The following is a 15,919-nucleotide window of genomic DNA, read 5'->3' as shown; positions in this document are numbered from 1 at the left end:
CTTTTGTTATTTTTACTGGAGTTATTCATTAAAAGAATTTACCTCTGTTTCTCATATTCGGGTTATGCATATGTTTTTGCATGGTTGGCATTTTCAGTTGCTCCTTCATCATTTTAATCTGGTCGGTCATCATTCCTGCACTGTCTAATCGTTTTGCTTCGTCCAGAAGTTTCTGACCTTCCTGTTTTCTTCCTTTAGAAATTGCTGCTGCAGCAAGATTTAAAGTTGCCATAGCTCTGTCATGCTTCATGTTAAGACCATATTCCAAAGCTTTTTTCATGAAAGGTTCCACTTTTGTAGGATGATCCTGAGCTTGAGTTAATCCCATTAAATAGTGAAAATATCCATACTGCGTTTTATGAAGCTGGTTTTTGTAATCTGTGATATTTTTAAGCCACTCCCCTGCTTTTTCCATATTCTGCTTTCTTAATTGCCAGAAAGCCAAAAGAATATATTCATTTTTAAAGAAAAGCAGAATAGGAGCTCCTGCCAAAAGGAAAACTACAATTCCCCAACCTTTCTCTCTTGTGAAAATAATCATCCATAGTCCTAAAAGAATAAGAACTGCTGCAACTGCAATTTTTATATATTTATTCATTATTAAATTTTAGAAGTGCAAAGATAAGAAATTTAAGATTCAAAGTTTAAGGTTCAGAGGCTAAAGTTTTGTATAGAATTCTGAACTGAGAACTTTAAACATTAAATTCTTTCGAACGTTTGAAAACAAAAATCATACTGGTTTTTTTCGTCTTTTTCATGGCAGATTTCGTCTGTTTTTTTCCAGATTTTAGGATCGATCTTTGGAAAGAAAGTATCTGCTTCAAGATCTGCTTTTACCAAAGTTACTTCCAGTTTATCAACAATATCAATGGTCTGTTCATAGATTTTCCCGCCTCCGATGATGAAAACTTCTTCATCTATTTTTTTAGCAAATTTTACGGCTTCTTTAATGCTTCCGACGATTAAAATTCCTTCTTCGAACCAGTCGGTTTTTCTGGACACAACAATATTGGTACGGTTGGGAAGCGGTTTCCCGATACTTTCATATGTCTTTCTTCCCATGATCACCGGATGCCCGGAAGTGATTTCTTTAAAGTGTTTCAGATCTTTCGGAAGATGCCAAAGCAACTGATTTTCAAAACCAATTTCGTTCTTTTCTCCCATTGCCACCACAATTGTTGTCATTAAAATAAATTTTTACAAAATTAGCACATAATTTGTATATTTGGTTAGCACAAAACATATTAAAAAAATTCAAACTATGAAAAATAAAGGTTGTCTGAGCGCAATAATTATCGGTTTAGTTCTCATTGCTATTGTCTTTTTCATTTTCTTATGGGGCAAAAGCGGCTACAACAGCTTTGTAGACAAGGAACAGACTGTAAATGCAAAATGGTCTAACGTAGAAACAGTTTATCAGAAAAGAGCAAATCTTATCCCGAATCTTGAAAGAACGGTAAAATCTTATTCCAAATTCGAGCAGGAAACCTTAACGAAAGTTGTTGAGGCACGTTCTAAAGCAACTTCCATCAATATTGATCCTACCAATATGACTGAACAGGATATTGCTAAATTTCAGGCTGCACAGGGAGAATTATCCGGAGCTTTAAGCAGATTGATGGCAGTGGTGGAATCTTATCCTAATTTAAAAGCAGATCAGCAATACATTAATTTCCAAAGAGAGTATATTGCGATAGAAAACAGCATCAGAACAGAAACTGTTTACTACAATGATGCAGCAAAAGATTATAATGTTTCTATAAAGCAATTCCCAAATAATATTCTGGCGAATTTCACCAACTTTAAAGAAAAACCTTTGTTCAAAGCGGAAGCAGGAGCAGAAAAGGCACCTGAAGTATTCTCAGAATAATGGCAACCAGTTTCTTAACAAATCAGCAGATAGCTTCCCTTGTGGAAGCTATTCAGTCAGCAGAAGAGCATTCTACCGGCGAGATCAGAGTGCATATCGATTCGAATACGGATGAAGACAATGCAAAAATTGCTTTCAAGGTTTTTGAAGAGTTATGTCTGAATAAAACCAAAGAAAAAAATGCGGTGCTTTTTCATGTCAATTTCGAACAGAAATATCTTACCATCATCGGAGATACAGGAATTCATGCAAAAGTAAGCCAATCTTACTGGGATCATCTGCACGACTATATTACGTCTGAATTTGCCAAAGGAAATTATTATCAGGCTTTAAAAAGCGGAATTCTGGAAACTGGCCTGGAACTTAAAAAATATTTTCCTGTAACGGGAGAAAACCACAACGAACTTCCTAATGAAATTACGTTCTCTTAAAATAGTTTTTTCATTTTTACTGGTATGCTTTTACACTTTTGTATCGGCACAATATACCATTCCGCCCAAACCGGCTGTTCTTTATCCTGTGTTTGATGAAGCCAATTTATTGAATCAACAGGAAAAAGATGCGCTTAATAAAAAACTGATCGCATTTGCAGATTCTACCTCTACAGAGATTGAAGTGGTTATTATTCCTTCCACAAAAGGAGAAGACATTAATTTTCTGGCAACGATGTTTGGCGAGAAATGGGGGATCGGAAAAAAAGATGTGGATAACGGTATCGTTTTTCTTATTGCAACGGAAGATCATACGATGGCTATCCAACAGGGAAGAGCCGTGGAGCAATATTTAACGGCATCTGTTGCAGGACAGATTTTGGACTACATTGTTACCCCTCATTTTAAGCAAGGCGAGTGGTACGAAGGCATTAACGGCGGTACTTCTGCAATTATGGAAGCGGTTCAGGGGAAATTTAAACCTTTGAACAACCGTGAAAGCGGAAATGGAGACGGAAGTATTTTTAAAATTATCATCATTGCATTTGTTATCTTCATCATTATTGCCATCCTTTTCGGAAACAAAGGAGGAGGAAAAGGCGGCGGAAATTATGACGATGACGATGTGATCCTTTCCAGAAGAGGTCGCAGAAATTATCCGGGTGGATTTTTCCCTTTTCCGGGCAGCTTTGGCGGCGGTGGATTTGGTGGTGGAAGTTCCGGAGGCGGAGGCGGTGGTTTTGGAGGCTTCGGCGGTGGCGGAAGTTTCGGAGGCGGTGGTGCTTCAGGAGGATGGTAGAATTTTTATTCCTGCTTTAAATTCACTCAGTTTTTAAATTGAAATAAACACATACAATAAAAAATCGGTCATTTTTTGATCGATTTTTTTTATTATCAGTTTTATAAAATGTTAATACGTTAAAAATCAAAATCATTTATTCCATTTATATTATCAAAAGTATCCTTTTTACTATTAAAAAATTATTAAACTGCTACAAAACCCTCCTTTACTTCAAAAATTTTTCATTATATTTACGTAAAACAGGTTTATGAAGAAGACGTTGGTAGTTTTTGCGCATCCTTATTTAGAGCATTCCAACTCGAATGCAGAGCTCATTAATTTCTATGTTCGTCATCAGCATTTTACGCTTCGGGATATTTATGAAGAGTATCCTAATTTTCATATTGCCGCTTTCAGGGAAAGAAAAAGAATAAAAAATTACGACCGCTTTATTTTCCAGTTTCCACTCATCTGGTTCGGAATGCCGCCTTTGTTAAAACTCTGGATTGATGAAGTTTTCGACCGCGACTGGCTTAAAGAAGATCATCACAATCCTTTGGAGGGAAAAGAGGTTTACATTCTGGTAACCACAGGCGGAAAAGAAAGATCGTTCAGCAAGGAAGGAACCTATCGGTTTACCGTAGAGGAGCTGATCAGCGGACTTATCGTATCGCTGAATGTTTTTAAAGCAAACATCAAAAATATCAAAATCGTTTACGAAGCCAACAAGCTCTCAAAAAAAGAAATTATCGTACACAAACAGCAGTTTGTAGAACTTCTCAACCAATAAAAATTTTATGGAAACAAGCTTAGCAATGAACACACTTATTTTCTTAGGCGTAGCCATCATTATGGTTCCGCTGGCGAGAAAATTCGGGCTAAGTTCTGTCATCGGGTATATTGCAGGCGGAATTATCATTGGTCCTTATGTTTTAAAATTAACGGGAAAAGATGTCAACGACATTATGCACGCCAGTGAATTTGGGGTCATCATGCTTTTGTTTTTAGTCGGTCTGGAGCTTGAACCCCGAAAATTCTGGGATATGCGGAAGAAAATTGTCGGACTCGGCTTAACGCAGATGCTTTTAACGATTTCCCTGCTATTTCTCGTATTTATCTGGGCAGGCTGGAAAATCGACAAAGCCATAGCCGTTGCCATGTGTTTTGCGTTGTCATCTACGGCAATTGTGCTGCAGACATTACAGGAAAAAAACAATTTAAAAACATTAGCCGGAGAAGCTTCATTTTCCACGTTACTGTTTCAGGATATTGCGGTGATTCCTATTTTGGCGATTCTTCCTTTAATTGCCAATTACAAATCCAGACATCACGATAACGAAATTCAGGTACTTATACAGACTCTTCCGGAATGGATGCAGTTCGCGACCGTTATTTTGGGAGTGGTTATTTTAATATTACTGGGGCGGTATGTTTTTGTTCCTTTTTTAAGATATGTCTCAAAATCCGGAATGTCGGAGCTTTTAACGGCCTCTTCCCTATTTTTGGTCATCGGAGTTTCAGAACTCATGGTTGCTATTGGCTTATCTCCCGCTTTAGGAGCTTTCCTTGCAGGAGTCATGTTAGCCAACAGCGAATTCCGCCACGAACTGGAAGCACAGATTGATCCCTTCAAAGGATTACTGCTTGCCGTATTTTTTGTAAGTGTGGGTTCCACGATGAATTTTAACGTCATTCAGAAAGATCCTACTTTTATTTTCACCACCGTTTTCGCAGTTTTAGCCATAAAATTTGTCGTTTTATTTCTTATCGGAAAATTTTTCAAAATAGATACTCCACAGAGCCTGTTTTATGCTTTTGCCCTTTCGCAGGTAGGAGAATTTGCTTTTGTACTGATTAATTATGCTTCAAGTCTGTATCTTTTGCCTTCTGAACTGAATGCGCAGATGATGGCTGTAACAGCAATTACCATGTGCATCACACCGTTTCTATTAATTATTAATGATAAACTTATTACTCCGAGATTCATAAAAGAAGTTCCTGATCCCGATAATGATTTTAATATTCTGGACGGTAATATTCAGCAAAAGAAAATTATCATTGTAGGATTCGGACATTTCGGAAGTACGGTAGGAAGGCTTTTAAAAGCCAATAAAATTCCGGCTACGGTTTTGGATCGAGATTCTGACCGTGTGAAATTATTGAGAAGCTACGGTTTTAAGGTGTATTACGGAGATGCCACAAAAATTCCTACCTTACGCGCAGCAGGAATTGAGGATGCCGAAATTCTTGTTCTGTGTCTTGATGATCCCGAAGACAATAAATTTGTTGCCGATATCGTAAGGGAAAATTATCCTCAGGTAAAAATTTTTGTGCGTGCCAAAAACAGAATAGATTCTTATGAATATTTAAACAGCGGAATTCATAATATCTACCGTGAAACTCTGGGAACCGCCGTAGATATGGCAGTTGATGTACTTCATGCAACCGGAATGAGGAAATACGCAGCGAGACGTCTTGGACAAAGATTCATGACCATCGATAAAGCTTCCATCCGAAAATTAGCCAAATCGGATCATGATGATGAAATCCATCTTTTTACCACAAAAGAAATCCTCCTGCGAGAGGAGGAATTACTGGCGTATGATAATCTTAATTTTGATAATCAGCAATGGGAAGATTCTTCAAACGACGAAGAGGATGAAGATGAAAATTAATAGCTTATGTTTGATTTAAATGAGCAAATCAGTCATCATTTTAACGCTATGACTGCAAAGATTTTATCTCAAACGTTTAATTTTCCGTTCGCAATGGCATTTCATTCTGCAAAGATTACACTACTGAATAGTTACGCTTCCGCCGCTGCTTTCGTCTTTGGTAATACTGGTAACGTTTCCTTTTTTATAAATCGTAAGACTTCCTCCTGAAGACGCTTCTGCATTGATGGAAGAAGAGGCACTGATGTCTACACTTGCACCACTGGAAGATTCTGCTTTCAGATTTTGGATAATAACATCTTTTGCAGAAATACTGCTTCCAGATGAACCACTGATTTTGCCATTTTTAGATTTTCCGGAAAGATCCACACTTGCAGCGGATGAAGCATCCACATCAAGATCTACCGCCCAGATTTTTCCGTCGAAACTTCCGCTGCTGTCTATGGAAATATTAAATGTATTTGCTTCAAGATCTCCGGAAACCGCTGCAGAACTCGAAACTTCAAGTTCCATTTTATCCTGCACAAATTTATCCTTCACTTTAACGCTGGCTGCAGAATTGGCATTTAATTTTGAAAAATCTTTCGTATAAATTCTCGCAGAAACATTGTGTGTATTCATCACACGGATTCCCGGTTTGTAATGGATATGAAGCTCTCCTCCGTTGTTATCCACCAAAATCTCATCGATAATATTTTTGGGAGCAGAAATTACGACCTTTTCAAAATCAGCTTTTATAATTTCAGCTTCGATTGCCTGTGAAACTTCGATTTCATCGAAATCGCCCGTCACTTCTTTATGACTCATCGGTCCGTTGTCTTTCGTGGTCACCTTTTCCACCCAGTTTTTCTGATCGTTCCCGTTATGATGTCTGTCATTTTTATCGCAAGAAGCCAGAAGTGCAACAACTGAAAAAAGAAAAATAGTCTGTGATTTCATGTTTATTATTTTATGAATTAAGTTTTAAGTATCTTTATACCTTATTAACAACTAATTTATGAAAAATATTACATCGGTATTATTAATTTCTGCATTAGCATTCAACCAATCATGTACAACAATGAAAAACACCGATAGCCAACAGGAAGTTCCAGCTCCGGACGCATCGCTTTCATCGAATCCTTTCATGAAAAAAAGCAAACTTCAGTATGAAGCTCCTGAATTTGACAAAATTAAAAATGAACATTTTAAACCCGCTTTTGATTTTGGCTTGAAACAGCACGACGCTGAAATTTTAAAAATTGCCAACAATTCTGAAGCACCAACGTTTGAAAACACCATCGTAGCTCTGGAAAAAAGCGGTGAAGTTCTGAAAAGAGCAACCATTGTATTCTCTAATCTTACCAGCGCCAATACAAACCCGACTTTACAGGCTCTTGATGAAGAATATGCTCCGATCTTTGCAGCCCATTCTGATAAAATGTATCTGAATGAAAATCTTTATAAAAGAATAAAAGCGATTTCTGAGAATGGTTTAGACGCTGAAAGCAAAAGATTATTACAATATTACAAGCAGAATTTCGAAATCGCAGGAGCGAATCTTTCTTCTGCGGATAAAGAGAAACTAAAGCAGATCAATCAGGAACTGGCTTCACTGTCTACGCAATATTCCAACAAATTGCTTGAAGCGAGAAAGCAGGGCGGCGTTTTCTTTACGGATGCAAAAGAACTTGAAGGACTTTCGGCTGATGAAATTGCTGCGGCAGCTTCTGATGCTAAAAATGCCGGAAAACCGGGACAGTATCTTTTAGCATTACAAAACACAACACAACAACCTCTTTTACAGAATCTTAAAAACAGAGCAACGAGAGAAAAACTCTTCAAAGCATCATGGACAAGAGCTGAAAAAGGGGATGGAAACGATACAAGAGAAACCATTGAAAAATTAGCGAAATTAAGACTGAAAAAAGCTCAGGTTTTAGGTAAAAAAAGTTTCGCAGAATGGAAATTGCAGGATCAGATGGCAAAAACGCCGGAAGCTGCAACAAAATTAATGAATCAGATTGCGACTCCCGCGGTAGAAACGGCAAGACGTGAGGCAAAAGACATTCAGGATCTGATCGATCAGCAGAAAGGAGGTTTCAAGGTTGAACCATGGGATTGGAATTTTTATGCTGAACAGGTAAGAAAGGCAAAATTTGATCTTGATGAAAGTGAAATAAAGCCTTATTTTGAAATTACAACCGTTTTGGAAAAGGGAGTGTTCTTCGCTGCTGAAAAATTCTATGGGTTAACTTTCAAAAAGAGAACGGATCTTCCGGTTTATCATCCGGATGTGGTTACGTATGAAGTTTTCGATCATGACGGAAAATCCATTGCCATTTATTATCTGGATTTCTACACGAGGGATTCTAAAAACGGAGGAGCGTGGATGAGCAATTTTGTAGAGCAGTCTTATTTACTGGGAACAAAACCTGTAATTGTAAACTGCTACAATTATCAGAAACCGGCTCCCGGAAAACCTTCTTTAATCAGTTATGATGATGTTTCCACTATTTTCCATGAATTCGGACATTCTATTCACGGGATGTTTGCCAGCCAGAAATATCCTTCGCTTTCAGGAACCAATGTACCGAGAGATTTCGTGGAATTCCCTTCACAGATCAACGAACACTGGGCTTTAGATCCTGTTGTTTTAAAGAACTACGCTTTACATTACGAAACAAAACAGCCCATTCCGCAAACTTTGGTTGATAAAATTAAAAAAGCGGCAACTTTCAATCAGGGTTATATGACCACGGAATTGGTTTCTGCGGCTGAATTAGATATGGATTGGCATACAGTGACGAATGAAAGTCAGTTAATCCCTGTTTTAGATTTTGAAAAAGAATCTTTAACGAAACACGGATTTACTTTGGCAACGGTTCCTCCGAGATATCACACGCCTTATTTTGCACACATTTGGGGCGGTGGTTATTCTGCAGGATATTATGCTTATTTATGGTCTGAAACTCTGGATAACGACGCCTGGGAATGGATTTCTAAAAATGGAGGATTGACAAGAGAAAACGGAGACCGCTTCAGAAAATATATTCTGTCTGTAGGAAATTCTGTTGATCTTAATCAGGCATTCAGAGATTTTACAGGACACGATCCGGATATTAAGCCTTTATTGAGAAACAGAGGTTTTATTAAATAAATTTTTAAAAGCATTCAATTTTTTGGATGCTTTTTTTTCTTTTTATTTAAATACGAATGACACAAATATTTTTGACAAATAGCTCAATAAAACATTTCGCAGATGACACAGATTTTAAAATTATAAAAGATAAAAATTCTTGAATTCATGGCTAGCAAAAAGTGTAAATTTGTTTCTTAAAATTTAAAACAATGAACTGTCCCTGCTGTTCCGGAAAGACCTACGAAGAATGCTGTAAACCTTATCATACAAAAGAAAAATTTGCTCCAACAGCAGAAGCATTGATGCGTTCAAGGTTTTCTGCATTTGCGATTCCGAACGGAAAATATTTAATGGAAACCACTTCGCCGAGTAAAAGGCAGTTTCACAATACAAAAGATTTACAGGAATGGGGAGAAATTAATGAGTGGACAAAACTGGAAATTGTAAATAAACCTTCCATGAATAAAGTGGAATTCAAGGCTTTTTACACTGATGAAAACGGAGGAAACCATGTTCATCACGAATTATCTACCTTTAAAATGATCCAGAACCGCTGGTTTTATGTAAGCGGTGAATTTTTAGAATAAAAAGTTATTATTATTGGTTGATATTTGCAAAGTCGCAAATTTTAGCATACTTTAAGATTTTAAGGCGCAAGGATTTTATCTTCGATAAAATTGACAGTGCCGAATTCTGAACAGCTTTGATTTATTGCACTTTAAAACGTCCCCACAAAAATAAAACTTTGCGTTTTTGTGAAATCCAGAAAATAAAAATGTCCGATTAAAAACCGGACATTCTTTTTATATTTTAGTGAGCTTCGTTTCCGTCTACTCCATGAGCGTGACCGTGAGACAACTCTTCTTCTGTCGCAGGACGTGTATTTAAGATTTCAACCTGGAAATCTAACGTTTTCCCAGCCATCGGGTGATTAAGATCTGCCACAACAGCTTCCGGAGTTACCTCAACCACAATTGCCTGAAAGTTATTTCCCTGATTGTCTGATAATGGTAAAATTGCTCCTACAGGCGGAATTCCAGCTTCCTGGAACATATCGATCGGCAACTGAGCGATTGCATCCGGTTGTCTTTCGCCATACGCTTCTTCAGGCTGAATAGTAAAATCAGCTTTATCACCAGCTTGTAAGCCGTGGATATTCTGCTCAAATTTTGGAATCATCATTCCTACTCCATACAAAAATGTAAGTGGGTTTTCTGCTGTTGTTTCTTCTACAAGAATTTTACTTCCATCCGGCTCAATAGTATGTAGGATATACTTTACAGCTACAACGTGATTGTTTTCGATTGTCATATTTTATTCTTTTTTCGTGATTTCTTTCACGATTAACGGCACAAAGATACTGTTTTTGAAATCATTGACCGAAGAAATATTTATCTGTCTTTTTTTCTTTCATTACGCTTTTTTTCTCTCTGCACAAAAAGATATAAACTTTCTACTTTCGCTCTTGCCCAGTCTGTTTTTCTTAAAAATTTCAGAGAAGAGTTAATGCTCGGATTGTCTGTAAAACATCTGATATTGATCTTTTCGCCAAGTTTTTCAAAACCATTGTAATATTCTACCAGCTCTTCAAGAATGGCATCTAGTCTTTTTCCGTGCAGAGGATCTTTAGATTGTTGTTCCATGCCGTAAAAGTAGAGAATTTGTATTTTATGGCAAATAAAATAATTTTAAGGAAACTAAAAAAAGTAATGCTTTTAAATAATTTTTCACAAATTATGAATTCAAATTAATAATTTAGTTCAATGAAAAAGCTTTTGCCGCATATTATCCTTATTCTGTTGCTTCTTACAATCCCGATTGTTTCTTCTCCGGATTTCGACGGAACGCTTTCTGTTTTCAGGGTTCCTCCTTTTCAAAGGGAGTTTATCCGTTTCGTGCTGGTTATTATTTTCTTTTATTTAAATCTTAAAATCTTTCTTCCAAAATTTTACCGAAGAAAAAAATATGTTCTTTTCACACTTTTTGTCCTCTTCTGTTTTGGGGGTATGGTTTTTCTTCCTACTTATATTTCTCCGGAAAATCTGTTTCCGGAAGAATATCCGAAAATACAGATGAGTCCTTCTGAAATGTCTGATCCAAATGGCAGTTTTCCGAAACCTTCAATGGAAGGAAGGGCGCGATTTAGAAATTTTGCCCCTAAAAGAAATGATGGTTCTTATCATCAGATGATATTTACTTCTCTGCTGCCGTTTCTTTTTTCGTTTTTATCCTCATTCTTTATTTACAGAAGCAACGAAAAGAAAGAACTGGAAAAATTAAAGGCAAAAGCTGAGCTGCTGAATTTAAAATATCAGCTACAACCTCATTTTCTGTTCAATATTCTGAATTCTATTTATTCTCTGGCTCTGTTAAAGTCTGATGATACACCGGACGGAATTTTAAAGCTTTCCAACGTAATGCGGTATGTGGTGCAGGAAAGCAGCAAAGATTTTGTGGAATTAAGTCAGGAAATTGACTATATAAAAGACTATATTTCTTTACAACTTATAAGAACCGACAGCAGTCTGGATTTTTCCTACACGGAGATCGGAGAAATGAAAGGATTGAAAATTGCGCCGTTCATTTTGGTTAATTTTATTGAAAACGCATTCAAATATGGCTTCAATGCGGAAAAAAATTCCAAAATTTCTGTAAAAGCCGTTGTCCAGGAAGGTATTTTAAATTTTAATGTATTCAATAATATCGTGAACGAAAATATAACGGATGAAAGCAGCCTGAAAGTGGGACTGAAAAATACGATTGAACATTTGCAACAGATTTATGGGGAAAAACAAACCCTTGTTATAACCAGCGACGGAAAGACATACGATGTAGATCTAAAAATTAATTTAATCTGATACATGATGATAAAAGCCATTGCACTGGATGATGAGATTCTGGCTCTTAAAATTATTGAGAATTATGCCGGAAAAATTGAAAATCTTTCTCTGGAAAAGACTTTCAATATACAAAGCGATGCCCAGAAACATCTCAATAAATATCCTGTTGACCTGATTTTTTTAGATATTGAAATGCCTTCCAAAAACGGAATGGATTTTTATAAAAGTATTTCTCAAAATACAAAAGTTATTTTTACCACGGCTTATTCTGAATATGCGGTGGATGCTTTCAGTATCAATGCGGTAGATTATCTATTAAAACCTTTTTCGTTTGAACGATTTAAAGCGGCTGTGGAAAAAGTAAAAGTGAGTAGTGAATCTGCCGATGTAAAATATCTTTCCATCCGTGCAGATTATAAACTTCACAAAATTAATTTTGATGATATTATTTTGATCGAAGGTTTAGACGATTACGTTCAGATCCATCTTGCAGATCATTCCAAGATTACCGCACGCTCCTCCATGAAAAATATTCTGGAAAAACTTTCAGAAAAAGATTTTGTGAGGGTGCACCGTTCTTATATTGTTCCCGTAAAACTTATTAAAACGATTGTAAACCGCAATATTCACATTGGGGAATTTATCATTCCGATTGGGGAAACATTTAAAGGGGTGGTAATGGAGATTGTGAATAAATAATTTTAATTCATCTTTAAACCACCCCGTCAAAAATTCTTCGAATTTTTGACATCCCGAATTTCTATTTGGTAATTTCCCTTCACTTCTATCATATTATTCTTAATATTTCTTAAAAAAAATCCATTTACCGACACATTTTTGCTGTTTACCTCATAAATTTCATAAGCTTTTTTTTTCAAAATACATTTGTTACAGGAAATTAAAGAATGACATTGAAATCATTCAAATAGTAACCTTTAAAAAAACATATTATGAAAACAATAGACAGAAAAGGGTTTTTAAAAACTCTTGGTTTGGCAGGTGTTACCGCAGTGGCAGCTCCTATTTTGATACGATGCGGAAGTGATGACGATATCACAGATACCACAACGGGTTCATCTTCAAGTTCAGGATCTTCCTCCGGATCATCTTCATCGGCATGTTCTGTTACCAACTCGGAGACTGAAGGACCTTTTCCTACAAAATCACCTTCTACACTTGTACAGACTAATATTGTAGGAGACAGAACAGGTGTTCCGTTCACAATTACAATTACCATTCAGAATATAAATGCAAGCTGCGCCAATCTTCAGGGAGCTATTGTTGATATCTGGCATTGCGACAAAGACGGAAACTATTCTGAATACGGAGGAACGACGATGCAAACTGCCGATTATACGTCTTACCATTTCCTTAGAGGAAGACAGACAACCGATGCCAACGGAAAAGTTTCTTTCACAAGTATATTTCCGGGATGGTATCAAAGCAGAGCGACCCATATTCATGTTCACATTTACAATTCTGCGGGGCAGTCCCTTCTGGTAACGCAGATTGCATTTCCTGAAGGCAGCGACAGCGCAGTGGTTCAGGTAGCTTCAAGTACAGGATATAAAGGAATGAGCGGATATACTTATAATGCAAGTGATAATGTATTCAGCGACGGAACGTCTAATGAGATGTCTACGATTACCGGAAGTGTAAGCGCAGGTTACGCTCTTACTCATACAATAAAAGTTTCGGCTTAAAAAAATAAAACAGAGGTTGTTTTACTATTAGTTTATTAGTTTTCCACAAAAAGCACAGATTTACACGGGTGTGAAGTGATTAGATGTGTTTATCTGTGCAGTGTGGAATTCCTCAAAAAAAATCCAATCAAAATGTTAGTTCAAAGTCCATCACGTATTTTTAAATCGGATCTTTCTGTCTGGAAGAAAGAAAATTCATGTATTCTGAACGAGATGATTCCTGATGAACATTCAGGATTGCGTACAATAACTGAAGTTGTGTTCGGTGAAAACGAAACATTTGATTTTAACTATCAAAAAAATTCTACTGTTCTCATCATTGTTCTTTATGGGGAAATCGCCATTAATGATTTTAAAAAACCCGTTTCTGCGGAGCATATTTTTACGTTAAAATCTGAAGAAGAAAATATCCTGAACCTCAGAAATAACAGACAGGATGAAAAAGCCGATATTTTAATTTTTGAACTGAAAAGCATAAAAACCGATACTTTTTTCTCTGTCGAAGATCTCAAGATCAACAAAAGAAATCATTTGATCCAGATTTCTGAGAAAGTGGAATATCCCAATTTCATAGGATTGTATGAAGGAAGGAAAGAGGATGAATATGCTCTTCACCACAAAGGAAAATCAATTTTCGGAATGGTGATTAACGGCGCTTTTGAATTTCAGAACAGACTTTTAGAAACCAGAGACGCGATCATCATTTCTGAAATCGAAACTCTGGAATTTGAAGCATTAAGTGAAAATGCGCTTTTACTTTTCCTTGAAGTTTAATTTAAAATAAAAACTAAATACATGGACAGAAAAAAATTTTTAAAAAACTCATTCGGACTGGCAGGAATAGCTGTTGCTGCACCTGTTCTTTTCCGATCGGAAATTTTTCATGAGGAAATGCTGCCGGAAAAGTCTTCTCAAAATGTTTTAACCTGCAGTGTCACCAATTCGGAAACAGAGGGTCCTTTTCCTACACATACTCCGTCGAGTCTGGTACAAACCAATATTGTGGGAGACAGAACCGGAGTTGCCTTTACGATGAATATTTATATAAAAAACACCAACGGAAACTGTGCTGCCTATCAAGGAGTTCTGGTAGACGTTTGGCATTGTGACAAAGACGGCAACTATTCCGAGTACGGAGGTACGGCAATGCAGGCTGCAAATTACACCAACAATCATTTTCTTCGCGGAAGACAGACCACAGATGCAAACGGACTTGTAAGTTTCACGAGCATATTTCCGGGATGGTATCAGAGCAGAGCCACCCACATTCATGTTCATATTTACAAAGCGGACGGAACTTCCCTTCTGGTAACGCAGATTGCTTTTCCGGAGGGAACAGGCAGTGCTGTTTATAATGTGAATGTAAACGGAACTTCATACGGCTATACAAAAGGCATGACAGGTTATACCTATAATGCGAGTGATAATGTATTTTCAGACGGAACCAGCAATGAGATGAGTACCGTAACGGGTTCTTTATCTGCGGGATATATTTTAACTCATACCATTTATGTAGCAGGAGCCGTTTTAGGAACTCAGGAAGCAGCAAACACCAAAAATTTTAATGTGGGACAGAATTATCCAAATCCTTTCAGAGAAGAGACTATTTTCCCGATTACCCTCAACGAAAGATCAACAGTAAGTATTGAACTGTTTGATGTGAGCGGAAAAAAACTTTTCAGTGTGATCGACAAGCAAAAACTTGCATCCGGAAGTCAGCAGATCAAAATGACGAAAAATCAGTTGAAATCCGGAATGTATGTCGCAAAAATTACGATTGATAATACGAAGGGAACGTTTACAGAAGATTTTAAAGTGCTTGTAAACTGAACTTATTGAGTATTAGATATTTTTCATATCAATTTTGTTTAGGATCAGGGCAGAATCAGAAAAAGACTGCCCTGTTTTATTAAAATTTAAAATGATGAAGGCTAAAATAAAACTGGGATTCCGGATTGTAATTGATCAGAATTCTGAAATTGTCTGGGATAAATATATTTTTGAGGATACGTATTTTGAATATAAAATCCAGCATCAGGTTTTTGATGATAAAGAAAATCCGGTGAAAAATTACTGGGAATTGCTGAGAAAAAATCCTCATGCGGAAAAAATTCCGTTTTTGCTGAGTTCAGCAGTGGTGAACTATGTTGCCCAGCTTAACGGTGAGATCAGAAGTCTTCCGGATGTTTTGGGAAATACTTTTTTCCCGATTGAAAATTTTAAGCTGGATCTTATCAGCTCCAATGTGGAAGATCCTTCAAAGCATAAAATAGGTTTGACTTTTTACACGCCTGAATTGTTGCTGATCGATATCATCGACAATAAGTATCTTTTAAGCAAAAATACTTCAGGAGACTGTTTTGAAACGTTCATGTTTGCCTTTCATCCGCAGGTTGCAATAGCTTACTATAAAGCCTTATAATTTATATTGATTAATTTCTAAACAACAGGATGTTGTTTCATTTTTACAGATGATTTTTATTAAAGAGAAACCTCCG

Annotated in this window: 18 protein-coding genes; 13 read left to right on the top strand and 5 right to left on the bottom strand. The window is 36.7% G+C overall.

Annotation, left to right across the window (positions count from 1 at the left end; translation table 11 throughout):
* Positions 1-28: 28 nt before the first annotated feature.
* Complete coding sequence (locus PFY09_RS16420; protein WP_076393095.1) at positions 29-598, bottom strand: hypothetical protein; 570 nt, start codon at positions 596-598, stop codon at positions 29-31.
* 101 nt (positions 599-699) lie between these two features.
* A complete protein-coding gene (locus PFY09_RS16415; protein ID WP_271160387.1) occupies positions 700-1,185 on the bottom strand; it encodes a dihydrofolate reductase in 486 nt (161 codons plus the stop codon).
* A 76-nt stretch (positions 1,186-1,261) separates the two neighbouring features.
* On the opposite strand from PFY09_RS16415, the gene PFY09_RS16410 reads away from it, so the two are divergent.
* From PFY09_RS16410 to PFY09_RS16390, 5 genes are all read left to right on the top strand, one after another.
* A complete protein-coding gene (locus PFY09_RS16410; protein WP_271160386.1) occupies positions 1,262-1,870 on the top strand; it encodes a LemA family protein in 609 nt (202 codons plus the stop codon).
* The gene (locus PFY09_RS16405) at positions 1,870-2,301 is read left to right on the top strand and encodes a TPM domain-containing protein (RefSeq protein WP_116098465.1); all 432 of its coding nucleotides are present in this window, start codon (positions 1,870-1,872) and stop codon (positions 2,299-2,301) included. The genes PFY09_RS16410 and PFY09_RS16405 overlap by 1 nt, the downstream gene beginning before the upstream one ends.
* Positions 2,282-3,100 (top strand): TPM domain-containing protein, encoded by an 819-nt coding sequence (locus tag PFY09_RS16400; protein WP_271160385.1) that lies wholly within the window; start codon positions 2,282-2,284, stop codon positions 3,098-3,100. Before PFY09_RS16405 ends, PFY09_RS16400 begins: the two co-directional genes overlap by 20 nt.
* Before the next feature lie 250 nt (positions 3,101-3,350).
* A complete protein-coding gene (locus tag PFY09_RS16395; protein ID WP_271160384.1) occupies positions 3,351-3,872 on the top strand; it encodes an NAD(P)H-dependent oxidoreductase in 522 nt (173 codons plus the stop codon).
* Between the two features lie 7 nt (positions 3,873-3,879).
* The gene (locus tag PFY09_RS16390) at positions 3,880-5,757 is read left to right on the top strand and encodes a monovalent cation:proton antiporter-2 (CPA2) family protein (protein WP_076393107.1); all 1,878 of its coding nucleotides are present in this window, start codon (positions 3,880-3,882) and stop codon (positions 5,755-5,757) included.
* Between the two features lie 120 nt (positions 5,758-5,877).
* On the opposite strand, the gene PFY09_RS16385 is transcribed toward PFY09_RS16390, so the two are convergent.
* The gene (locus PFY09_RS16385) at positions 5,878-6,696 is read right to left on the bottom strand and encodes a head GIN domain-containing protein (RefSeq protein WP_271160383.1); all 819 of its coding nucleotides are present in this window, start codon (positions 6,694-6,696) and stop codon (positions 5,878-5,880) included.
* A gap of 58 nt (positions 6,697-6,754) precedes the next feature.
* On the opposite strand from PFY09_RS16385, the gene PFY09_RS16380 reads away from it, so the two are divergent.
* A complete protein-coding gene (locus PFY09_RS16380; protein WP_256038549.1) occupies positions 6,755-8,896 on the top strand; it encodes a M3 family metallopeptidase in 2,142 nt (713 codons plus the stop codon).
* A 191-nt stretch (positions 8,897-9,087) separates the two neighbouring features.
* Complete coding sequence (locus tag PFY09_RS16375) at positions 9,088-9,465, top strand: YchJ family protein (RefSeq protein WP_108409723.1); 378 nt, start codon at positions 9,088-9,090, stop codon at positions 9,463-9,465.
* 223 nt (positions 9,466-9,688) lie between these two features.
* On the opposite strand, the gene PFY09_RS16370 is transcribed toward PFY09_RS16375, so the two are convergent.
* Positions 9,689-10,189 carry an FKBP-type peptidyl-prolyl cis-trans isomerase gene (locus tag PFY09_RS16370; protein ID WP_076396709.1) on the bottom strand — a complete coding sequence of 167 codons (501 nt, stop codon included), beginning with the start codon at positions 10,187-10,189 and terminating at the stop codon, positions 9,689-9,691.
* Between the two features lie 80 nt (positions 10,190-10,269).
* Positions 10,270-10,521 (bottom strand): VF530 family protein, encoded by a 252-nt coding sequence (locus tag PFY09_RS16365; protein WP_076396707.1) that lies wholly within the window; start codon positions 10,519-10,521, stop codon positions 10,270-10,272.
* A gap of 120 nt (positions 10,522-10,641) precedes the next feature.
* On the opposite strand from PFY09_RS16365, the gene PFY09_RS16360 reads away from it, so the two are divergent.
* The 6 genes from PFY09_RS16360 (at position 10,642) to PFY09_RS16335 (ending at position 15,843) form a co-directional block, all read left to right on the top strand.
* Positions 10,642-11,736, top strand: a complete 1,095-nt coding sequence (locus tag PFY09_RS16360) for a sensor histidine kinase (protein ID WP_271160382.1) — start codon at positions 10,642-10,644, stop codon at positions 11,734-11,736.
* Positions 11,737-11,742: 6 nt separating this feature from the next.
* Entirely contained in the window at positions 11,743-12,417 is a 675-nt protein-coding gene (locus PFY09_RS16355; protein WP_271160381.1) for a LytR/AlgR family response regulator transcription factor, read from the top strand.
* Between the two features lie 251 nt (positions 12,418-12,668).
* The gene (locus PFY09_RS16350; protein ID WP_271160380.1) at positions 12,669-13,421 is read left to right on the top strand and encodes a dioxygenase family protein; all 753 of its coding nucleotides are present in this window, start codon (positions 12,669-12,671) and stop codon (positions 13,419-13,421) included.
* Positions 13,422-13,553: 132 nt separating this feature from the next.
* Positions 13,554-14,195 carry a pirin family protein gene (locus PFY09_RS16345; RefSeq protein ID WP_271160379.1) on the top strand — a complete coding sequence of 214 codons (642 nt, stop codon included), beginning with the start codon at positions 13,554-13,556 and terminating at the stop codon, positions 14,193-14,195.
* A 21-nt stretch (positions 14,196-14,216) separates the two neighbouring features.
* Positions 14,217-15,251: a T9SS type A sorting domain-containing protein gene (locus tag PFY09_RS16340; RefSeq protein WP_084196513.1), complete on the top strand. Its 1,035-nt coding sequence runs from the start codon at positions 14,217-14,219 to the stop codon at positions 15,249-15,251.
* A 94-nt stretch (positions 15,252-15,345) separates the two neighbouring features.
* Positions 15,346-15,843 carry a hypothetical protein gene (locus tag PFY09_RS16335; protein WP_271160378.1) on the top strand — a complete coding sequence of 166 codons (498 nt, stop codon included), beginning with the start codon at positions 15,346-15,348 and terminating at the stop codon, positions 15,841-15,843.
* The last annotated feature ends 76 nt before the right edge of the window (positions 15,844-15,919 follow it).

Source organism: Chryseobacterium gambrini, from assembly GCF_027920505.1.
In the GTDB taxonomy this organism is placed as follows: domain Bacteria; phylum Bacteroidota; class Bacteroidia; order Flavobacteriales; family Weeksellaceae; genus Chryseobacterium; species Chryseobacterium gambrini.
Note: the sequence above shows the minus strand (reverse complement) of the source record. Positions and strands in the feature narration are given on the sequence as shown.